Annotated in this window: 16 protein-coding genes; 4 read left to right on the top strand and 12 right to left on the bottom strand. The window is 61.5% G+C overall.

Annotated features, from left to right (window positions below; translation table 11 throughout):
• Positions 1-42 precede the first annotated feature (42 nt).
• From A3AS_RS0118205 to A3AS_RS0118195, 3 genes are all read left to right on the top strand, one after another.
• Positions 43-909 (top strand): type 1 glutamine amidotransferase domain-containing protein, encoded by an 867-nt coding sequence (locus tag A3AS_RS0118205; RefSeq protein ID WP_018319003.1) that lies wholly within the window; start codon positions 43-45, stop codon positions 907-909.
• A 97-nt stretch (positions 910-1,006) separates the two neighbouring features.
• The gene (locus A3AS_RS0118200) at positions 1,007-1,759 is read left to right on the top strand and encodes an SDR family NAD(P)-dependent oxidoreductase (RefSeq protein ID WP_026202109.1); all 753 of its coding nucleotides are present in this window, start codon (positions 1,007-1,009) and stop codon (positions 1,757-1,759) included.
• A gap of 120 nt (positions 1,760-1,879) precedes the next feature.
• The gene (locus A3AS_RS0118195) at positions 1,880-2,755 is read left to right on the top strand and encodes an NAD(P)-dependent oxidoreductase (RefSeq protein ID WP_026202108.1); all 876 of its coding nucleotides are present in this window, start codon (positions 1,880-1,882) and stop codon (positions 2,753-2,755) included.
• A gap of 327 nt (positions 2,756-3,082) precedes the next feature.
• Here A3AS_RS0118195 and A3AS_RS0118190 read toward each other — a convergent pair whose 3' ends face one another.
• The 3 genes from A3AS_RS0118190 to A3AS_RS0118180 form a co-directional block, all read right to left on the bottom strand.
• Entirely contained in the window at positions 3,083-3,844 is a 762-nt protein-coding gene (locus A3AS_RS0118190; protein WP_018319001.1) for an SDR family NAD(P)-dependent oxidoreductase, read from the bottom strand.
• Between the two features lie 53 nt (positions 3,845-3,897).
• Positions 3,898-5,205: a histidinol dehydrogenase gene (gene hisD / locus A3AS_RS0118185; protein ID WP_018319000.1), complete on the bottom strand. Its 1,308-nt coding sequence runs from the start codon at positions 5,203-5,205 to the stop codon at positions 3,898-3,900.
• A gap of 62 nt (positions 5,206-5,267) precedes the next feature.
• On the bottom strand, positions 5,268-6,602 hold the full coding sequence (locus A3AS_RS0118180) for an MFS transporter (RefSeq protein WP_157644289.1): 1,335 nt from the start codon (positions 6,600-6,602) through the stop codon (positions 5,268-5,270).
• A 207-nt stretch (positions 6,603-6,809) separates the two neighbouring features.
• Here A3AS_RS0118180 and A3AS_RS43520 point away from each other — a divergent pair, with 207 nt between their 5' ends.
• On the top strand, positions 6,810-7,718 hold the full coding sequence (locus A3AS_RS43520; RefSeq protein WP_157644288.1) for a MarR family winged helix-turn-helix transcriptional regulator: 909 nt from the start codon (positions 6,810-6,812) through the stop codon (positions 7,716-7,718).
• Positions 7,719-7,740: 22 nt separating this feature from the next.
• Here A3AS_RS43520 and A3AS_RS0118170 read toward each other — a convergent pair whose 3' ends face one another.
• The 9 genes from A3AS_RS0118170 to A3AS_RS0118125 form a co-directional block, all read right to left on the bottom strand.
• Positions 7,741-7,956 carry a tautomerase family protein gene (locus A3AS_RS0118170; protein WP_018318997.1) on the bottom strand — a complete coding sequence of 72 codons (216 nt, stop codon included), beginning with the start codon at positions 7,954-7,956 and terminating at the stop codon, positions 7,741-7,743.
• A gap of 30 nt (positions 7,957-7,986) precedes the next feature.
• Positions 7,987-8,247 carry a tautomerase family protein gene (locus tag A3AS_RS0118165; protein WP_157644287.1) on the bottom strand — a complete coding sequence of 87 codons (261 nt, stop codon included), beginning with the start codon at positions 8,245-8,247 and terminating at the stop codon, positions 7,987-7,989.
• Between the two features lie 495 nt (positions 8,248-8,742).
• Positions 8,743-9,063 carry a DUF736 domain-containing protein gene (locus A3AS_RS0118160; protein WP_006018714.1) on the bottom strand — a complete coding sequence of 107 codons (321 nt, stop codon included), beginning with the start codon at positions 9,061-9,063 and terminating at the stop codon, positions 8,743-8,745.
• Positions 9,064-9,639: 576 nt separating this feature from the next.
• On the bottom strand, positions 9,640-10,089 hold the full coding sequence (locus A3AS_RS0118150; protein WP_026202107.1) for a hypothetical protein: 450 nt from the start codon (positions 10,087-10,089) through the stop codon (positions 9,640-9,642).
• Positions 10,090-10,231: 142 nt separating this feature from the next.
• Complete coding sequence (locus A3AS_RS0118145; RefSeq protein WP_018318994.1) at positions 10,232-11,155, bottom strand: DUF2493 domain-containing protein; 924 nt, start codon at positions 11,153-11,155, stop codon at positions 10,232-10,234.
• A 339-nt stretch (positions 11,156-11,494) separates the two neighbouring features.
• A complete protein-coding gene (locus A3AS_RS0118140) occupies positions 11,495-12,559 on the bottom strand; it encodes a toprim domain-containing protein (RefSeq protein ID WP_018318993.1) in 1,065 nt (354 codons plus the stop codon).
• Complete coding sequence (locus A3AS_RS0118135; RefSeq protein WP_018318992.1) at positions 12,559-16,881, bottom strand: strawberry notch-like NTP hydrolase domain-containing protein; 4,323 nt, start codon at positions 16,879-16,881, stop codon at positions 12,559-12,561. Before A3AS_RS0118135 ends, A3AS_RS0118140 begins: the two co-directional genes overlap by 1 nt.
• 187 nt (positions 16,882-17,068) lie before the next feature.
• Positions 17,069-19,186 (bottom strand): ParB/RepB/Spo0J family partition protein, encoded by a 2,118-nt coding sequence (locus tag A3AS_RS48340; RefSeq protein WP_018318991.1) that lies wholly within the window; start codon positions 19,184-19,186, stop codon positions 17,069-17,071.
• Between the two features lie 103 nt (positions 19,187-19,289).
• Positions 19,290-20,252, bottom strand: a complete 963-nt coding sequence (locus tag A3AS_RS0118125; RefSeq protein WP_018318990.1) for an ArdC family protein — start codon at positions 20,250-20,252, stop codon at positions 19,290-19,292.
• Between the last annotated feature and the right edge of the window lie 305 nt (positions 20,253-20,557).

The following is a 20,557-nucleotide window of genomic DNA, read 5'->3' as shown; positions in this document are numbered from 1 at the left end:
TCGCATCTCGAGCGCCGTCCCCTCCAAACCAAGGCAATCGAAATGTTTTTCCGCAAACTCGGCGGCGCGCTGGCGCTCGCCCTAACGATGGTGACTCCGATGACCGCTTCCGCACAAACCAAAGGAAAAGTTCTTGTCGTGATGTCGAGCGCCGACGCGCTCGATCTGAAAGACGGCAAGACCTACAAGACCGGCTATTATCTGAACGAGTTCGTCGTCCCCTACCGCAAGCTGATCGAGGCCGGTTACGAGCCGGTGATCGCCAATCCCAAGGGCGATCTGCCGGTGATGGACGCGAACTCCAACAACGCGATGTTCTTCGGCGGCGACGACGCTGCACGGGCCGCGGCGCTGAAGTACGCCGAGAACCTCCAGGCGCTGAAGCATCCGAAGACGCTGGCTTCGGTCGTCGCGGAAGGCACCAACGGATACATCGGCCTGTTCATCCCGGGCGGTCATGCGCCGATGGTCGATCTGCTCAAGGACAAGAACCTCGGCAAGATCCTGACCAGCTTCCATGAGTCCGGCCGTCCGACCGGCATCATCTGCCACGGCCCGATCGTGCTTCTGTCGGCACTTCCCGATCCCGATGCGTTCATCGCCTCGATGATCGCCGGCGACGGCAAGGCGAGCAGCCTGACGAAGGGCTGGCCCTACGCGGGCTATCGCGTGACGATCTTCTCGACCGGCGAAGAGCAGGCTCTGGAAGGCCCGAACGGCCTGGGCGGAAACGTCCAGTTCTACCCGGTCAATGCCCTCGCCGAAGCCGGCGCACGCGTCGAGAGCATCGCCAACTGGCACCCCAACGTGGTGGTCGACCGCGAGCTGATCACCGGCCAGCAGCCGATGTCGGCGCCTGCCTTCGGCGACGCACTCGTCACCAAGCTGAAGCAGCACGCTGAACGATAACCGCTCTGCTACCTCACGCTCCGGCGTTCGGCTAAACCGGCCGCCGGAGCCGTCGGCCGCTCACCTGTTTCAATAACCACACATCATGGAGCAAGCCATGTCTCGGCTTAAAGGAAAGATCGCTGTCATTACCGGAGCCAATTCCGGCATCGGCTTGGTGACGGCCAAAACGTTCATCGATGAAGGCGCGGAGCGCGTGTACATCACGGGTCGCCGGAAAGCTGAACTCGAGGCAGCGGCGGCGAGCCTGGGGTCGCGTGCCGTCGCCGTGGCTGGCAACGTCACTGATCCCGCAGAAATGGATCGTCTGTTCGAGCTCGTGAAAGCGCAAGCCGGTCGCGTCGACGTTGTATTCGCCAACGCGGGTTATGCGGCACCGGCGCCTCTTGGCAATCTCACGGAAGAACACGTGGACGGGCTTTTCAACACCAACGTCAAGGGCGTGATTTGGACGGTGCAGAAGGCCGTGCCGTTGATAGCATCCGGCGGATCGATCATCCTCGCGTCTTCGATCGTCGGCAGCAAAGGCTTCGCGAACTGGAGCATCTACAGCGCTGCCAAAGCGGCAGTCCGTTCCTTTGCCCGCACATGGGCATCGGACCTAAAGGGCCGCAATATCCGCGTCAACGCCGTGAGCCCTGGAGTTATCGAAACCCCTGGTCACGACAAGTACGGCGCCTCGAAGCAGGAAGTCAGCGGCTTTTTCGGCTTCGCCGCGACGTTGTCGCCGCTCGAACGGATAGGCCGTGACGATGAGGTTGCGAAGGTAGTCGCCTTTCTCGCGTCCGACGAAAGCAGCTTCATGAATGGAAGCGAAGTCTTCATCGACGGCGGCGTTGCCCAAATTTGACATCGGATACTTCGAAATCCGTGCTTCAAGCAAAGTGCGTGCCGCACGGACATGGCCAGGTTTTAGATTGTTGGTCAAGCCTCAACTTCAGCTTGTTCACCGAGATCGTAGGAGGAGCCAATGTCGAAAAATATAGCTTTGCTCGGGTTGGGCGCGATGGGGGCTCGCATGGCCGCCAATCTCATCAAGGCCGAACACGCCTTGACGGTATGGAACAGGACCCCGGAAGCCGCTGCTGCTCTCGTCCGGATGGGAGCCAAGCAAGCGGCGACGCCGAAAGAGGCCGCCTCGGGCGTGGACTTTGTGTTCGCCATGCTACGCGATGACGAAGCTTCCCGGGATGTCTGGCTTTCCCCGAACCACGGCGCTCTGGCAGGGCTGAAGGAGGGAGCCATCGCGATCGAGAGTTCGACTCTCACACCTGGATGGATCCGAAAGCTCGGATCGGCCATCGCGGAGCGCGGAAGTCACTTGCTCGAAGCGCCCGTGGCCGGCTCCCGTCCCCAAGCTGAAGCGGCCCAGCTTGTGTATTTCATCGGTGGGGACGACGCGATACTGGAACAGGCTAGACCGTTGCTCATGGCGATGGGGAGCACCATCACTCACGTCGGGCCCCTCGGATCCGGTGCTCTCGTGAAACTAAGTACAAACGCACTCCTTGGCGTGCAGGCGACCGCGTTGGCCGAATTGATCGGCCTTTTGAAGCGATCAGGCGCAGACGCGGCAAGCGCTGTGAAAGCTATCGCAGGCACCGCAGTTTGGAGCCCTGCGGCGACCAACCTGTCAGGCAGCATGCTGGCCGGCAACTTTTCGCCGCAGTTTCCAATCGAGCTGATCGAGAAGGATTTCGGTTATGCGGTCGATGCCGCAGGTTCACCTGAGGCAGCACCGACGATTGCTGCGGCGCGCGGGGTCTTTCAAAAGGCTATCGCGGAAGGATTGGGTCGCGAGAACATGACCGGCGTAGCTCAATTGTTCATGTCAAAACACGAATGACGGAAGCGGAACGGTAAAAGGCTCGCCGCATGCCGGCGGCGGGCGCCCTTCAATCCAAATGCAAACTCGCTTTTGTTATGCTCTTGAAGGGCCAAGAGTTGTGCTGCTGCAGGAGAGCGGCACTGGGGTTGTCCGGGCTGATTCTTGGCGCCGGGAACGTTTAAGAGTAAGTCCCGTGACCGCATTGCTCTCATCAGGGCCTCCCGGATTGAAAGACTGGCCCGCCGAGCGTCCTTGCGCCTGCGCCGTTCGGCAAGGTTCCCGAAAGAACCGCTATGGCGACAAGTGGGATCGGCCTGCGTTCATTCCGAAACTCTGTCTCTCGCGTTATTCAGCTGTCCATCCTCCATCGATGAGCATCGATGATCCTGTCATAAGGCTGGATGCATCGCTTGCGAGATAAATTAGCGCGCCGATTACGTCTTCGACGCGGCCCAAGCGACCCAGCTTGATCTTGGACATCACCTGGTCCTTGAATGCTTGATCGTCGAAAAAGGGCTTTGTCATCGGCGTTTCGATAAAGGTCGGCGCAATGGTGTTGACGCGGATCCTGTACCGAGCCAGATCGAGAGCCATGGCTTTTGAAAAGCCCTCCATGGCCCATTTCGAAGCGCAATAGAGCGATCGGTTTTCAGCGCCTACGTGGCCCATCTGGGAGGAAATGTTGATAATGGACCCTGGCGAGCCGGCTGCAATGAGCCGTCGCGCCACGGCCTGCGCAACGAAAAAAGACGCGCGTACATTCAGATTCATGACGTAGTCGAAGTCAACGGCGGAGACGGCCGTCATGTGGTTCGGCCGGTTGGTCCCAGCGTTATTAACGAGGATATCATAAGGTTCAGACTCACGGATCGCAGCCGATACTGCCTCTAGATCCGTCACATCGAGCACCAACACATCAGCGTGCGCTCCCTTGTCGCGGATAGCCTTCGCCGCGATACCGATCTCGGACGGCGTTCTCGCACATAACGTGACGTGTGCCCCGGCCGCTGCTAACGCCGATGCCGCGGCAAGTCCAATGCCACGCCCCGCGCCCGTAACGAGCGCGCGACGACCATCTATTCGGAATGAAGGGATTGCTGAAAGCATTGCTCGCACCATGCGGCCTCGACGAATTCAAGTGACGCCGAGGCCGGCTATTTCTATTCAGACGCGGTCGCATAAGCGACGTTTTTGCCTCCGTAGCGACGGACGCGAACATTCGCCTGTTCGGCATGCCCGACGAAGCCCTCCAGCATGCAGAGCCGAGAGCAATATTCGCCAATCATGCTGGACGCCTCGTCGGTAAGGACCCGCTGATAGGTGCACGTTTTCAGAAATTTTCCGACCCACAGCCCACCGGTGTAGCGGGCCGACTTCAGCGTGGGCAGCGTATGGTTGGTGCCGATCACCTTGTCGCCGTAGGCAACATTGGTGCGCGGTCCGAGAAAGAGTGCACCGTAATTGGTCATGTGCTTCAAGAAGTAATCGGGGTCGCTGGTCATCACCTGAACGTGCTCCGAAGCAATCCGATCGGCTTCAGAGACCATCTCTTCGCGCGTTTCGCAAACGATCACTTCTCCATAGTCTTCCCACGCTTGTCGGGCGACCTCAGCTGTCGGAAGAATGCCGAGCAGCCGCTCGATTTCCGCAAGCGTGTCGCGCGCGAGCTTTTCCGAGTTCGTTAGCAGGATAGCAGGAGAATTTGGCCCATGCTCCGCCTGCCCGAGCAGGTCCGTTGCGCAGATCTCACCATCCACGCTCTCGTCCGCGATCACGAGGGTCTCGGTGGGACCAGCAAAAAGATCGATGCCGACACGTCCGAACAGCTGGCGTTTTGCTTCAGCGACAAAGGCATTCCCCGGGCCTACCAACATGTCCACCGGCAAGATGCTCTTTGTACCAAGGGCCATAGCGCCCACCGCCTGGATGCCTCCGAGACAGTATATCTCGTCCGCGCCTGCCAGGTGCTGCGCAGCCACGATCGCCGGCGCGGGCTTGCCCTTGTAAGGCGGCGCACACGTCACGATGCGGCTAACGCCAGCCACCTTGGCGGTTATGACAGACATATGCGCGGATGCAAGCAACGGATACTTGCCTCCCGGAACATAGCACCCCACCGAGTTGATCGGGATGTTCTTGTGCCCAAGAACGATGCCGGGCAGCGTTTCAACTTCGATATCTTTCATTGAATCGCGCTGAAGCTTCGCGAAATTTCGCACCTGCTCCTGCGCAAAACGGATGTCATCGAGGTTCGTCTTGGACAATTGCGAAACGCAGGCCTTGATCTCGTCCTCCGTGAGGCGGTAGTCCTCGCGATCCCAGCCATCAAACTTTTTCGAAAGCTCCCTGACCGCGCCATCACCCCTGGCCTCGATGTCTGCCAAGATTTGTTCTACAGTCAGTCTAACTTTGGTCAGATCTTCGACCCGCGCCTCGGCGCTCCGGCTCTGCTTCAACGTTCTAGCCATTTTCGCTTTCCTTGAATGGAATTAGGCGAGGAGCACCATCGCCCCCCGCGGGCTTGCGGTGCTTACATTGAAATGTCGCGCTTGTAGGTCTCAGGGCCGAGATACAGCGACAAGGCGGCGATCAGCGACTGCGCGGCGATAATCAAAATCACCGGCCAGGGCTTACCATCCGTCGTCAGGATGAGAGCGCTTGCGATCAACGGCATAAACCCGCCGAGAATGATGCCCGCGCTTTGATAGCCGATCGAGATTCCGCTGTAGCGCATCCGCGCGGGAAACAACTCGGCATAGTACGACGCAAGGGTCGAATACACCGGCGCGTGGCCGAATATCATCATGATCGACAAGCCGAGAGCCAGCATTGAGGCCTTGCCGCTGTCGACCATCGCAAACATCGGCCAAGCCCACACCGCCATGAAAATCGCACCGCCGATAAAAACGGTTCGGCGGCCTAAGGAATCCGACAAGCGACCAAAAAAGGGAATCGTTATGACATTCGCGAAGGTGCCGATCATCAGGCAGATTAGAGACTGCGAGCGTGGAATGTGCGCCTGGTCGGCCGCGTAGGCGAGCAGAAAGACAGTCAGAAGGTAGAAATTTCCGCCATCGGCGAAGCGAGCGAAGATTGCATGAAACAGCTCGCGCGGATGCTCGCGGACCACCGACATCAGCGGGTTCTTCGTCTGACGCGTCAGCTGATGGATCCGCTTGAACGACGGTGTCTCCGACACGCGCAAACGGATGTACATGCCAACTGCCGCGAGAAGCAGGCTGATCAGGAAGGGAATTCGCCATCCCCAGATCAGAAAGTCAGCCTCGCTCACGAATAGCGACACGAGCGAAAACGAGGCCGTCCCGAGCAGGATTCCGGCGGACGGTCCAACTTGGGGAAACGATCCCCAAAGGCCGCGACGGCCGACCGGAGCGAATTCGACGGCCATCAAGACTGCCCCTCCCCATTCTCCGCCGACGGCCATGCCCTGAAGTATTCGAAGAAGCAAAAGCAATATCGGCGCAAGCGCACCAGCTTGGGCATAGGTCGGCAGGCAACCGATCAATGTCGTCGAGAGGCTCATGGTCATCAACGTCAGAACCAGAGTCGATTTGCGCCCGATCTTGTCACCATAATAGCCTGCGATCAGGCCGCCGAACGGCCTCGCGATGAATCCCGCGGCAAAGGTTCCGAACGTTGCGACCGTTGCAACCATCGGATCAGCCTTTGGAAAGAACAGATGACCGAAGATCAGTGCGGCAGCCGTGCCGTAAAGAGCGTAGTCGTACCACTCAATGACGCTGCCAATGACGCTCGCCGTGAGGACCCGTACTTTCCCCACTTGGGCACTAGGCTCCTCTATGGGGAGCGCTTCCGGCGTGACGAGCAGACTTTCACCTATCATTTCGACCTCCCTTGAAGCATTTCCTCGATTTATATTGGTCTAGTTGCGCCCGCAGGGTTCAGCGTTTCCTCGCAAAGCAATATACGTGTAGACAAATATTTTTGACTCGGCAAGCGCGATTTGCGACATTGCGTGCGACATTGTGCGTGCTAAGGGGTTCCGGTGCGGCGCGCCGGCCGCAGCGCGTATCTCCAGCGGAACGAAACCATGTCGGTCGTCAATTCATGTATCTGCCTGAAATTGCGGATGATCGCCCGCACGACGGCAGTGCTTTACGATGCTGCCTTGCAACCCACGGGGCTGAATGCAGCTCAATTCTCAGCGCTGCGAAATATCTACCGATTCGTGCCGTTGGGCGTCTCCCAATTGGCGGACGTCATGCTTCTCGAGCGGACCACCCTGACACGCAACCTGAAGCTTCTCGCCAGCAAATCCCTGGTCGAATTGCGGGTGTCTGAGGTCGACCAGCGTATTCAAATTCCTGCGCTCACAGACGCGGGAATCGAAACGCTGAAGGCTGCCGTTCCGAAGTGGCGGCTGGCGCAACGACGCCTTTTGGGAGGCTTGGGTACCGCAGGTTGGAACGAAATCCTTACGACGCTCAGGGCTGCGGCTGCGCTAAACGAACAGGCTCCGCGCAGGCTCTACGTCATGTCACATGACGCCGAGGGCTTCGATGAGACAGACCGCACATCGGATTCAGTCGACTTCCAGCGATGCGCGAATAGCACATTTCGCGGCGCAGCGCGTTACATCACGCGAGAATACGATGCAATCTTGCGCCCGGAAGCAATCAAATCGACGCAGTTCCACGTTCTTGCCACGGTAGCTGAGAATCGCAACGTGCGCGTTCAAGACATCGCCACTCTATTGGCTTTAGATCAGGCCTCTGCAACATTGGCCATCAACGGCCTGAAGCGACTCAAATGGATCGAAAAAGCTAGAAAACCTTCGGTCGGGCTGTCGCTTACTCCGGCCGGCCTGAGAACTTTCGAAGCGGCAACGCCACTGTGGCTGAAAGCTCAAAGGTCTCGTATGCCGGACGCAGCGCTTTCGAGATGGAACGGCATTCTCGACAAGGCTCTTGTGGCAGCCCTGAAAGCCAAAGCCCTTTGACGGCTGCCACAGATCTGCGCTCTTATTCGGCGGCGGCCGCAATCACAGGCTTGCCGTATTCGCGGCCCCGCAGGCCGGATTGCACGAAGCTTGTTTTCGGAAATTCGCGGATCGCTACGTGGATGTAAGGTATCGGAGAGCCGATCGACTCGTGCGTGATCTGCGTGATCGCATCAGCAAGCCGTTCTTTCTGGTCGTCGGATAGGCCTTCCTGAATGTCGCAGCAAATATAGGGCATTTTGGCTCTCCCTGAGGCTCTAAAGCCAGTTTAAGATTGTTTGCGTTTGCGGGCCCGCGCTTCGAATTCCGCCGCTCCGGCGAGATCTTCGCCATTCGGACCGGCCTGATAGTCCGGAAGCACCACGCCGCCCTCGAGCAGATCTTGGCCAGGCTGCTCCCTAAAAATCACGAGTATATTGTCGATGTCGAGACCCGTGATCTCATGAACGGCTCGTGTGAGCCTTTCGCCCATGATGCGCTTTTGGTCCGGCGTTCTGCCTCTACGGATGTCACACTGAAGAACTGCCACGAGCGTCTCCTTTTGAATTTTACATGCGCTATATATTTGTATACACCTTTTATGTCAAACGGGACTATAAGCCAAGAGGCCGTAGCGGAACGCATGGGCGTCGACCGGGCCTTCGTGAGCAGCATGGAGCGAGGGCTCCAAAACGCGAACTGCTCACAATCTGGCAGATTGCCCAAGCGTTGGGGGTCAGGCCGGCAGATCTGCTTGAGGAGAAGGTGTCCAAAGCTCGGTCCTGACTTTCCGCGAGCCGGGCGCGCGACCTTGGGAGTCCCGATGTGGACACCCGTTACGACTTCCGATCCAGCTTGCTGCAGCGGCAGCGATCAGGTTTCGACTAGGCGATGTTCCGGAGGGCGCGCCGAGCGCGCCGCCAAACGAAATCTCGCTCAGATCGGCAGCAAGCATCTAGCACGATGGTTCTACGGTCGATCCATCGGCCGATGGAGATTTGGAAAGCCCCGTCCGGGGGACCGGACGGGGCTTGGTGGGGCGCTCTTACTCGCCGGTCTTGCGCGGCCGCGACCAGAGCAGGGTGTAGCCTTCACCGCCTTCGTCGTCGAACAGGTTCGCGTAGATCGGCGCGTTGAACGAGGGGTCATCGAGCTTGAGCGAGAGGTAGTCGCGGCCCTCTTCGGAGCGCTTCGACCAGGCCGCGCCGATCTCCGCGCGACCCACATAGATGCGGTGGCTGGGAGCGTTGTCGTTGGACCGGTTGGTCTCGGCGACGATGCGGACGCCCTTGGCCTTCAGGCTCAGGGTCACGATCTCGCCCTGGAATTCGTTACCGACCTTCTTGAAAGAACCGATGTTAGCCATGTCACTTCTCCTGTTGTGTTTCGAGCCCGCGACCACCGCGGCCTCGATGGCGATCTAGGGCCGAGGACGATCGGCGACGCACCCGCTCGGGCCGGAGCGCAGCGGAGGACGTCGTTGTGGCGACTTTCTTGTCTCGCGAGGAATGGGCGAAGCCCAGGGGAAGAAAGTCGCATCAACGGCGTTGCGGCTCAGACGATCGAGGCGAAGCCGGTCTTCGGCCAGATCAAGCCATCAACGAGGCCACGTGCGTCCGCGTGCTGAGCCACAATCTCTGGAGAAGCGTGGCTATCCCGGTTTTGATGAACAAGAGGTCGGAACGATTCAGCGCGGAAAGAGAAACAATCTCCTGCAAAGGGCGGTATCGTCTCCTAAGAACGGATCGAGGTAGCACCGCTCCGCCGCGGCTGCGTGGGCTAAATCGAAATGCCGGCGGCTGGTCGACGAGCTCCGAAGAGGACTGCCTCTGCCGCGCTCAGGTCTCGATGATCGCCGTTCACTGCGCCGGTCTACGCGAGCCTGTTCGACGATGAAGGCGGAAAGCGCACATCGTTCGGTCGATGCGGCCGTAAGAACTGGTTAGGACCGGTTCTCCACCACCCCGCCCGTCTCGAACGGGCGGGTCTCCGCCAAAATCATCAAGCGTGTCCATGACGTAACGCCAATGCAAACTGCACCCAGGCAAGCGAAGACCTCACGCCAGGCCAGTGAAGGCACCCCGATGTGGGACACGGCGAGCACCACATGATAGCCAGCGATGGCGGCGGGAACAGCGAATGCTGTCGCGATCGCGACGCGCAAGGCCGAGGACTGAGTAACAGCGAAGGCGATCTGGCCAAGGACGAGCGTCAGCGCACCGCCGGCCGTTGCGATAAGCAGGGCCCCAATGAGGCCGGCGCCGCTATGAAACGCCGTCATCGCGATACTCAGCGCGACGAAAAATGGCAACGCATACACAGCGAGCGTAAAGATCGCCCAGCAGAACAAGCCAATGCCGAGTGTGTTGAGAACAAGCCCAAGGGCGAGCATGGTGGTGGCTCCATGTGCATAGATGTACCAGTCGCGCCTTCCACCACCACCACGGCGCAACTCTGGATGAGACGACTGAAAGGAGGCGGAGTTGCGGCGTGAGCAATTCCGCCTCGAAGGCTTGGAGTCGAGAAGACGGCGCTCACGCGCCGCCGAACCTCCAGACCGGGATGCCGAGCCGCTTCGCCTTATCGGCCAGGTTGTCCTGGATTCCAGTGCCCGGGAAGTGCATGACGCCGATCGGCAGGATTTCGAGCATGGCATCGTTGCGCTTGAAAGGTGCTGCCTTGGCATGTTTCGTCCAATCAGGCTTGAAGGCGATTTGAGGCACCTTGCGGATCGTCGCCCATTTGGATGCGATCAGTTCGGCACCCTTCGGGCAGCCGCCATGGAGCAGGACCATGTCGGGATGCTTGGAATGAACCTTGTCGAGACGATCCCAGATGAGGTGGTGGTCATTGAAGTCGAGCCCGCCGGTGAGTGCGATCTTCGGCCCCGGGGGCAACATGACCTCGGTCTCGGCGCGGCGCTTGGCTGCGATGAAGTCGCGGGAGTCGATCATCGCCGCGGTCAGCGTACGGTGGTTCACCAGCGATCCCGATCGGGGGCGCCAGAGTGAGCCCGTGTGAGTCTCGAAGCGCTCTATGGCCTGATCACGGAAGAGCTCCAGGCAGTTGCGGCGCTCAATTAGCGTGATGCCTTCCGCCGTCACGCGCTCGAGTTCGACCGATCGGACTTCTGAGCCGTCTTGCTCGCGCTGGCTCTTCTGTTGCGCTTGTTCGTTGTCATCGAGGTGGCGACCGATGCGGTCGACGGCACGATGGAACAGGTTGACAGTCGACCAGAGCAGATCGTCGAGGTCCGGCTCGAGCCGGGTGTCGCTCAAGGTGGCAACCAGGGCATCGAAGATGTCAGCGACGGCACCGGCGATGATCCTGCCCTCGGGGAGCGGTCGTGGATCGGGCTGGTCATCGAAGGGGCGGTAGCCGAAGAGCTGCAATTCGGTAAGAACGTGTTCGGTCGCAGATGCGGCGTGCGGCAATTCAATGTCATCGTGGTCGGTCATGGAGGCGATCCTCTGCCGGATCGGCCGCGACCATCGCGGCCTTCGTGGCGATCACTCAGACGGCAGGCGGAACGGGCCAGAACCCGCAGCAGAGCGGAGGGCCGGAGCGCAGCGGAGGATGGCGGAGGCCAGCTATTTTGCTTCGCGATGCAAAGCGCGCCGGTCAGGTGGCTGATGTGTCTTCTGATCTCCGGCGCGCGGCGGAAAATAGCCGGACGCAGCCATTGCCGGCCCGAGCCGCTTGCCGTCCGATCGCCCTCTAGAAGGCCGTGGTCGCGGCCTCTTCCGGGATGGGCTTCGCCACGATCGACCCATCACCATCGGTCGAACCGCCGCGACCTATGCCGCGGCGACCGTCGACGAAAGCAGGAAGCGGGCGACATCCTCCGGTACGAGTTGAACACACAACGCTGCTCGGAGAGCATCGAGGCCGAAGATGTGCAGGTCTTCGTTGAAGTCGCCCAGACGAGGCGACAACGCAATCGTTTCAATGCCGGCCTCTTCTGCACGCCGGGTCAGAACGGCCTGGACCGTATCTCCGGCAGCATCGGCATCGCGAGCGATATAGAGCCGACGCAGGCTCGATGGCAGCAACATCGCTGAGAGGTGATTGGCCGAAAGCGCAGCGGTCATGGGCAAGGTCGGTAGCACGCAGCGCAGCGAGAGCATGGTCTCGATACCCTCGCCGGCAGCGAGCACGTCGTCCATCATGCCGAAGCGAACCGCGTTGCCGAGAAGATCGCCCATGGCCCGTCGTGGCGTATCGATGGGGGCTTTGCCGAGTCGAACGCGATCGTAACTGCCCTCTGGATCGAGCCACGTACGGTGTACGCCAGTGATCCTGCCATCGAGATCCGTTACGCAAGCAATCATCGCCGGCCAGGTCTCGGTGGGCAAATGCTCGTCCGCCCGATAGTAGCAGCGTGGGTGGAAACGCAAGCTGCCACCATGGTGCACATCCGAAATACCCCGGCGGTGCAAATAAGCTTCGACGATGGTCCCGTCGATCGATTGCGATATTGCAAAGAGTCGTCTCGCGGCCTCTTGCGAACCAGCTCGCGGTGCCGGACGAACAGACTTTGAAACGGCTTCCAGTTCGCTACGAGGCAGTTTCAGGAAACGTCGTGCTTCCGAGGCAACCTCGCGGAAGTCGCGCAAGCCACGGCTTTCGCGGATGATGTCGAGAAGATCGCCGTGCTCCCCAGTCGCAGCATCGGTCCACTTGCCGGCGGGACCCTTCGCCGATTCCCGGAGCCGCACGAACATCGAGCGGCCCGGGGTGTTGTGGACGTCGCCAACCACCCAGTACCGCCCCGCCCGCTTACCATTGGGGAGATAGTATCGGCACACCGCCTCGGCCTCGCGCGCGAGGCGGCGTGCCAGCTCGGAGACATCGCCGGACATCACGCGGCCTCCCGCTCACTGACGCCCGTAACCGGATAAGTGTCGAGCACCCTCGACAGGACCTCGATGCCGCTCGCGTCCGTGGGTACGAACATGCGCAGCTTCCAGGAGATGATCTCCCCAAAGAGGCCGTAAGCACGGAGGCGATCGCGTATCGTGTCGTTGAATCCCGACAGCTCGATGCGATGTGCCCCCATCACCCGGACACGGCGAAGCTGAAGTCCCTCCGCGAGGTCAAGGACGGTGCGTCCTTCGATCAGCGCGGCAAAGGCAGCGTCGGGCGTCAGCGCGGGCGCGTCCGCCGCAAGGACATTTGCGACCCACGCAGCAGAAACCTTGCGGCCGATGATGCGTTCGCCCGCGTCAGTCTGAAGGCGATAGACGCGGGTCGATTCGTTCGGCAGTCGCTTCCAGATGGGGAGCAGCAAGCCCGCCACAACGTGGATCGTGCTTTCCGTGAACTCGGGCACCTCGGCAAGCTCCGCCAGCCAGGCCGCAGCGAAGCGCCCGCGGTCCGCTTCGATCCAGTGGCTCTCCGCCATCATGCTCAAGGGGACCGTTTGCTGATCCACCGGCCGGATCAGACGGACACGCCGCTCGATCTCGCCGTCATCGAGCATGACGCTCGCCGCGGGGACCTGCACGGCGGGTCGTCCCGAGCGTTCATTGACGAGCAGGACGGCCTGGCGATCGGAAAGACGAGCAAGAGCGTCATCCAGACTCACTGGATGATTGCGCTGGCGCTGGGCGACCGTGAGCAGCCGGGTCTCAGCGCCGGTCCCCGGATGGTCATAGATCGTCCGCCGGTCGGTGACGACGAAGCTCTCGGCACGAAGGGTTTCCAACCCCAGGTCGTAGGTGCCGGATGCAACCGCGCCTTCGATCCGAGCGGTCAAGAGCTGCTCGAAGGCGGTGAACAGCACATTCTGTAGGTCGATGGTGAGCGCCAATAACCTGTTCAGAAAGGTCGTGATCGGCGGCAGGTCATCCCTGAGCCCATTGGCATCCATGAGCTTCAGACCGGCTGCATCCTCGAACCTCCCAAGCGAGCAGCCGTCGACCTTGCCTCGCGCGAGGAGTGTGTAGAGCTGACGCAACGCATCACGTCCGTACTGGCTTTCGAGATTGTCCTCGGGCCGGAACAGGCCCTGTCCTCCGGTCTGACGTTGGCCGCGCGTAATGGCTCCCAACGTATCGAGCCGGCGGGCAATGGTGCTGAGAAAGCGCTTTTCGGCCTTCACATCTGTCGCAATCGGACGAAACAACGGTGGCTGTGCTTGATTGGTCCGGTTTGTGCGGCCGAGGCCCTGGATCGCGGCATCGGCCTTCCAGCCGGGCTCGAGCAGGTAGTGGACCCGCAAACGGCGATTCCGGGCCGACAGTTCGGCATGGTAGCTCCTCCCCGTGCCGCCCGCGTCGGAGAACACGAGGATGCGCTTGACGTCATCCATAAAGGCCGAGGTCTCCGCGAGGTTCGCCGAACCCGCGCGATTTTCGACCACCAGCCGGTCGTCCTTGCGAACGATGCGGCGCGAGCGACCGGTTACTTCGGCGGCGATGTCCGTGCCGAAACGCTGGATGACCTGATCCAACGCCCCAGGCACGGGCGGCAGCGAGGCGAGTTTTTCGATCAAGCGGTCGCGGCGTGCGACGGCTTCCCGGCTCTCGACCGGCTGGCCATCGCGATAGACGGGTCGGGAGCAGAGATTACCCTCCGAGTCAGTGAAGGGCTCGTGGAGCTGGACCGGAAAGGAATGGGCAAGATAGTCGAGCACATATTCGCGCGGGGTGATGTCGACCTGGACGTCGCCCCACTCCTCGGTCGGGATATCGGCAAGCCGGCGCTCCATCAGCGCTTCGCCTGTCGAGACGATCTGGATCACGGCGGCATGGCCGGCCTCGAGATCGCGCTCGATCGAGCGGATCAGCGAGGGCGTCTTCATCGAAGTCAGGAGATGACCGAAGAAGCGCTGCTTCGCGCTCTCAAAGGCCGAGCGGGCAGCGGATTTTGCCTGCCCATTCAGCGTGCCGGTCTCGCCAGTGATGTTGGCGGCCCGCATCGCCGCATCGAGATTGTTATGGATGATGCTGAACCCATCAGCGTAGGCATCGTAGATGCGAACCTGCTCCGGCGTCAGCTGGTGCTCGACGAGCTCGTAGGCGACGCCCTCGTACGAGAGCGAGCGAGCTGCGTAGAGACCGAGCGCCTTGAGGTCGCGTGCCAGCACCTCCATGGCTGCGACCCCACCCTGCTCGATCGCTTCGACGAACTCGGCGCGTGTGGCGAACGGGAAGTCGGCGCCGCCCCAAAGGCCGAGGCGCTGGGCATAAGCGAGGTTATGGACCGTGGTGGCGCCCGTCGCCGACACATAAACCACACGAGCATTCGGCAAGGCGTGCTGGAGCCTCAAGCCCGCGCGCCCCTGCTGAGAGGCCGCCTGGTCACCGCGCTCGCCCTTGCCCCCGACCGCATTCTGCATGGCATGGCTCTCGTCGAAGACGATTACTCCGTCGAAGTCCGAACCCAACCATTCGACGATCTGCCTGACACGCGAAAGCTTCTCGCCACGCTCGTCGGTCCGTAGCGTGGCGTAGGTGGTAAAAAGGACGCCTTCCGAAAGCCGGATCGGCGTGCCCTGGCGAAACCGAGACAGCGGCGTAACAAGCAGGCGCTCCATGCCCAGCGCGGACCAGTCGCGCTGCGCATCCTCGATCAGCTTGTCGGACTTGCTGATCCAGACCGACCGGCAGCGGCCCTTGAGCCAGTTGTCGAGCAGGATGCCGGCGACCTGCCGTCCCTTGCCCGCACCGGTGCCATCACCCAAAAACCAGCCGCGGCGAAAGCGGACTGCTTTCTCTGCGTCGTCGCGCGCGGCCGCGACAACATCAAAGGTCGCGTCGACCGTCCAAGAGCCCGCGAGAAACTCAGAATGCGCCTCACCGGCATAGATGACGCTCTCAAGCTGGGCGTCCGATAGGATGCTATCCGCCACGAGGTTGGCCGGCAGGTGCGGACGATAGGATGGCTTCGGCGGCGCAACGGAGGCCATCGCCGCGGACTGCACGAGCTTGGTCGGATGTGCGCATGATCCGGGAATTCGGATCGACTGCAATCCGTACTCCTCATAGAGCGCATCGGTGAGTCGGGAGCCTTCCGGCGGCGACCATTCGACCGCCTCGTACGCAAGTTCGACACCTCCAGGTGCTGCGCTCATCGAAGAGGACGATGAGAGCTGTGCAACGGCGCTGGTCGGTCGCGACGTCGCTGGCCGCCCGATAGTGCCGATCTCCGAGGGCGTGGCGACAGGCAGCCTTGGAGGCACATGCCGGCTCACCCAGTCAAGCAAGGTCGCGACATCGCCCGCCACGCCTGGCGAGGCAGGAAAAGCCGTCGGATCTGCAGCGGGCACCTTATCGATCACAAGCAGCCGTGTGTCGATTTGTGTTCCGTGCTTCGCGTAGACGGCGCCATCGATCGCCGCAGAAAACACCACCCGCGCTCGCTCCTGGAGCCGCACAAAGGCATCTCGCCATGCCGGGTTATCTGGCGCGACGCTTGCGCCGGCGATGGCGACGAGGCGTCCACCGTCGCGAAGACGCGCGAGCGCTGAAGCGATGTGACGGAGAGCCGCATCCGCCATCCGTCGATCCACATTCGCCACCGCGGAGAACGGCGGGTTCATCAGAACGACGCTCGGCGCGACACTCACGTCGAGGTGGTCATCGATCTGAGCAGAATCGAACCGCGTGACGTTAACGTCCCCGAATAGATGCTCGAGCAACCCCGCCCGGGTCTCGGCCAACTCGTTCAACACCAAGGCGCCGCCTTCGAGCTCGGCAAAGATGGCGAGCAAACCGGTCCCCGCGGAGGGCTCCAGAACGCGATCGGCGGATGTAATCCTGGCTGCGGTGCACGCAACCAGCCCAAGCGGGATCGGCGTCGAGAATTGCTGAAGCGCCTGACTGTCCTCGGAACGACGCGTGTGGGTCGGCAGACGGTTCGCGACTTTCGCCAGCATCGGCAGCATGGCAGCCGTCGAGCCAGCCCTGGCGCGTATGGCCGGTCCGAACTTGCGAAGAAACAGAACGGTTGCCGCCTCGCAGACGTCATAGGCGGTCTTCCAGTTCCAGGCGCCGGCCGCGTCGGAGGCGCCGAAGGCAGCCTCCATGGCGCTACGCAGAACAGCGGCATCGATGCGACGGCCCTGTTCGAGTTCGGTCAGCAGCTGTCGCGCGGCCCTGACGGCGGCGGAGGTGAAAGTTGCAGCGGCACGCATCGAGAGCGGCGCGGCGGCAGCGCCGCCTGCGAGAGATTCGGTCATGGCAGGATTTCTTTCGGAGAGCAGGAACGGGTCGAACCACCAGGCGCTCTCCTCTGACCCCGACGGCTCAAACCCTTCCCGGCCCGACTCTCCCTCTCAGCGCTCGGCCATAAGAATGGGGACCGGCGCTGCGCACCGGTCCCCAAGCAACCGTGGGACGGCCGGAGCCGTCCCACCCTGTGCTTTTTCACTCAGCCGCGTCGAGCTGCTGCGGATCTTCGTCGCCGCCGTTCTCCTGAGCTTCCTCGTCAGCGAGGAATTCAGGCAGCGAGCCCACTTCGCCCTCCTGCTCTGCTGGCGCCAAACCAGGATCGATGAGACGCAGCGGCTCCGGCAGCCAGCCCGAGCCATCCAGCAGGCGCTCGGCCTCCTTGGCCATGTCGGCCTTCTTCAGATGGTCGATCAGTTGCGCCGACGACTCGCCCTTGGCTTCCCGCACCGCCTCCATAATACGCGGCTTGGTGACCCGGCCGAGATAGTTGTCGACGGTCGGCCGCCAGCCAGCCTGCACCATGTCGAACCCGACCGCGCGCGCCAGCACATCAGCCTGGTCGAGACGCGTGCGAACGCCATGGGCGGAGACGCGCCCCTGATTGTAGCGATTGGCCGGCTCATAGACCGCGTTGACTGCAAATGACGCACAGTGGGTGAACAACGACGCCTGTGCACCACCATCAAGAGCCGTCAGCGCATCCCAGAGATCGTTCTCGCTCTTCGGCAACCGTGCCTTCCAGGCCTCATGCCGCGCCTCGACAGCTTTGGCCGAGACGCTTTCCCTCAGTCCCGGAGCTTGGGCGGGAAAGTTCGGCGTGCGAAGGCTGATCTCAAGACAGCTCTCCGACGACGCGACCCGGTAAAAGGCCGTCAGCACGAAGTTATGCAGCACTGCCTGGAACGCAACCGCTGGATTTTCTGCCAGCGCATCCCGCAATGCCAGCGTGCGATGCGCCGTCAGCTCGGTAATCAGCCGATCCGGCAGCGGCCTGGTCGCGTCCTCATCATCCTCTTGGGCATCAGCAGTGTCACCTGCGACCGCGATGATCGTGCGCTGGGCTGAAGTGCTAGGCTCCTGCCCTTCACTCGACGACACGTCGGCGTCCCGCCCGACATCAGGATCAGTCTCCTGCATCTCGTCCTCCGGCCGGACGTAACCCCGGTCCACGGAGAGGCGTCCTTCGGAATCGATGCTGATGAAGACACCGGCTCGGGCGATCTCGGTCGGTTCGTAAAGCATCGGCCGGTCTTCGAATGCCGCCAGTGCCGACTCGATTTCGCCGAGGCGCTGATCGATCTCGTCAGGCAGCTCGTCCGCATCCTGGTAATCGGTTTCAAGTTTAGCCTGCTCGGCGTTCAGCGCATCGATGGTGGCCTGCTCCTCAGGCGAGAGATCGACAGGTTTACCTTCGATTTCTCGTAGGCCCTGAGTGTGACCGTAGGAGAACTCTACGGCGACGGAGATCCACATCCAGCCTTCGGCAGCAATCGTTTCAGCTTCGGCTTTGAGCTTTTCGGTTACGAGGCGGTCGAGCAACGCGACGTCCTGAAGCCAGCCGCCGTCGTCGTGCTCGAACAGATCCCGCAGAACCCCGCCACCCGCGCGCTGATAGGCATCGAGGCCCACAAATTGGGCCCGGCGATCGGACGCGCGCACGGTGTTCTCGGTGAGCATGCGGCGGATCTGGTAAGGCTCGTCATAACCGGAACGGCTGACGTTCTCCCAGACTTGATCTTGGCGGGCGTGATCCGCAGTGACTGAGAACGCCATGAGCTGCTCGAGCGTCATGCTGTCTTCGGCGTAGACGTCATGCAACTTCGGCGAGACCGACGCCAGGCGCAGGCGCTGCTTGACGATCGCAGGGTTCACGAAGTGCCGCGCGGCAATGTCTTCCTCGCTCATGCCGAGATCGCGGAGCGTCTGGAATGCCCGAAACTGATCAAGCGGATGCAGGCCGACCCGCTCATCGTTCTCCGCTACCGAATCGTCCTCAGCGATGCCCCCTTCACGAACGACGCACGGCACTGCCTGCGTCTTCGACATCCGCTTCTGTTTCACCAGAAGCTCGAGAGCGCGATAGCGCCTGCCGCCCGCTGGCACCTCAAACATGCCGGTTTCGTTGCCATCTGCATCGACGACGGCCCGGACACTCAGACTTTGCAGAAGCGTACGCTGCGCGATGCTCTCGGCTAGCTGCTCGATCGAGACACCGGCCTTGACGCGGCGAACATTCGACTGGCTGAGCACGAGCTTGTTGAACGGAATGTCCCGGGAAGGCGACAGCGTGATCTTTTGTACGGCTTTCGTCATTTTGGCTCTCCAAGACGGGCGGCCGTGAGACTCTCTCTTGACTTCCAACCCGTCGCGGACAGCCTGCCCTCCTCTCACTCTCGCGCGGCCACGAGGCCAAGCATCACGCCGCCTCGTGATCGGCGCCAACCGAATCTACCGACGCGGGCTCAATGGGCACAGGAACGAAGTCGAGCAAATAGTCCGCGGCCTTGCTCGCCTGCGAGGCGGCCCGCACGATGGCGCGATTGTCTTCACGCAGGACTTCAAGCCAGGAGCCGATATAGTCGGCATGGCGCACGGTCGGGACGATCCCGAGCGACGCGCAGCTGAATGCGGAACTCAACTCGGCGACCAGTTCTTCGAAGGCATATTTCTTCGTACCGTAGGATGCGCTCTGATCGCGATTGAGCCGCGAGGGATGCCCGGTCGCATGACCAAGTTCATGCAGCGCCGTGCGGTGCCAGTTGATGGGTTCGAAATAGGCCTGCGGCAGCGGGACCTGCACGAAGTCTTGGGCCGGTTCGTAGAATGCGCGATCGCCGCCAATCCGAAAGATAACTCCGGTGGCCTTGATCAAAGCCTCCACCGTCGGCTCGATCAGCCCTGGCGGCGGTGGCGGAGCCGCGGTAGCGATCTCATTGGGGAGTCCGGCGCATTGGTCCGTGTTGAAGACGGTAAATCGCTTGAGAAATGGAATGGCCTGCGCTTCGTCGCCAGTCTCGGCGGCACGCCGCTTCTCATCACGCGGGACGAAACGGTCGGCGTAGACCACCGTGGTACCACGCTCCCCCTTACGCACATGCCCTCCAAGCGACAGCGCTTGCCGGAACGTGAGCCAGCTTTGACCGCTGTAACCATGCTCGATCGTGCTTCCCCAGAGCAGAAGGATGTTGATCCCGCTGTACGAGCGATCGGTCGAAGCGTTTTTCGGCATGACCAATGGCGCTTTCGCCGCGGCCGTACCCCAAGGCTGGACCCAGGGAACGCGGCCAGCCTCGAGCTCGGCGATGATCTTGTCGGTGATTTCGGCATAGATGTTCGCCCGGTCCTTGCCGGCGCGCGCGCAAGCAGCAGGGTTTGACATCGCGGTTCTCCGCGACGGGCACCGCGAGCCTCTCTCGCAGCTTGTAACCCGTCACGGAAAAACCAGCCTGCACTCTTACTCTCAGCCTCTTTGCAATCTGCGTGAGAGCCGCAGGCCCGATCAGGCGTGCGCCAGCGGCGCATCGCCTCAACGGAGAATGGCACCCGGAGAGCGTGAGCATAGCGACCCGAAGGGGCACGCGGGTCCGAGTGCAGCGACGAGACCGGTTCAATAGCGGCACCCGGGAACGGGGCAGTGATAGCGATCGCCGCAGGCGAGCCCCTTTCCCGAGTGCCCCCGGCGAG

It is taken from the genome of Bradyrhizobium sp. WSM2793 (assembly GCF_000379585.1).
Classification (GTDB): domain Bacteria; phylum Pseudomonadota; class Alphaproteobacteria; order Rhizobiales; family Xanthobacteraceae; genus Bradyrhizobium.
Note: the sequence above shows the minus strand (reverse complement) of the source record. Positions and strands in the feature narration are given on the sequence as shown.

Excerpts from the sequence above, each read along its gene's own strand:
- A3AS_RS0118205 (WP_018319003.1), top strand. The coding sequence starts at position 43 with ATGTTTTTCCGCAAACTCGGCGGCGCGCTGGCGCTCGCCCTAACGATG.
- A3AS_RS0118200 (WP_026202109.1), top strand. The coding sequence starts at position 1,007 with ATGTCTCGGCTTAAAGGAAAGATCGCTGTCATTACCGGAGCCAATTCC.
- A3AS_RS0118195 (WP_026202108.1), top strand. The coding sequence starts at position 1,880 with ATGTCGAAAAATATAGCTTTGCTCGGGTTGGGCGCGATGGGGGCTCGC.
- A3AS_RS0118190 (WP_018319001.1), bottom strand. The coding sequence starts at position 3,844 with ATGCTTTCAGCAATCCCTTCATTCCGAATAGATGGTCGTCGCGCGCTC.
- hisD (WP_018319000.1), bottom strand. The coding sequence starts at position 5,205 with ATGGCTAGAACGTTGAAGCAGAGCCGGAGCGCCGAGGCGCGGGTCGAA.
- A3AS_RS0118180 (WP_157644289.1), bottom strand. The coding sequence starts at position 6,602 with ATGATAGGTGAAAGTCTGCTCGTCACGCCGGAAGCGCTCCCCATAGAG.
- A3AS_RS43520 (WP_157644288.1), top strand. The coding sequence starts at position 6,810 with ATGTCGGTCGTCAATTCATGTATCTGCCTGAAATTGCGGATGATCGCC.
- A3AS_RS0118170 (WP_018318997.1), bottom strand. The coding sequence starts at position 7,956 with ATGCCCTATATTTGCTGCGACATTCAGGAAGGCCTATCCGACGACCAG.
- A3AS_RS0118160 (WP_006018714.1), bottom strand. The coding sequence starts at position 9,063 with ATGGCTAACATCGGTTCTTTCAAGAAGGTCGGTAACGAATTCCAGGGC.
- A3AS_RS0118150 (WP_026202107.1), bottom strand. The coding sequence starts at position 10,089 with ATGCTCGCCCTTGGGCTTGTTCTCAACACACTCGGCATTGGCTTGTTC.
- A3AS_RS0118145 (WP_018318994.1), bottom strand. The coding sequence starts at position 11,155 with ATGACCGACCACGATGACATTGAATTGCCGCACGCCGCATCTGCGACC.
- A3AS_RS0118140 (WP_018318993.1), bottom strand. The coding sequence starts at position 12,559 with ATGTCCGGCGATGTCTCCGAGCTGGCACGCCGCCTCGCGCGCGAGGCC.
- A3AS_RS0118135 (WP_018318992.1), bottom strand. The coding sequence starts at position 16,881 with ATGACCGAATCTCTCGCAGGCGGCGCTGCCGCCGCGCCGCTCTCGATG.
- A3AS_RS48340 (WP_018318991.1), bottom strand. The coding sequence starts at position 19,186 with ATGACGAAAGCCGTACAAAAGATCACGCTGTCGCCTTCCCGGGACATT.
- A3AS_RS0118125 (WP_018318990.1), bottom strand. The coding sequence starts at position 20,252 with ATGTCAAACCCTGCTGCTTGCGCGCGCGCCGGCAAGGACCGGGCGAAC.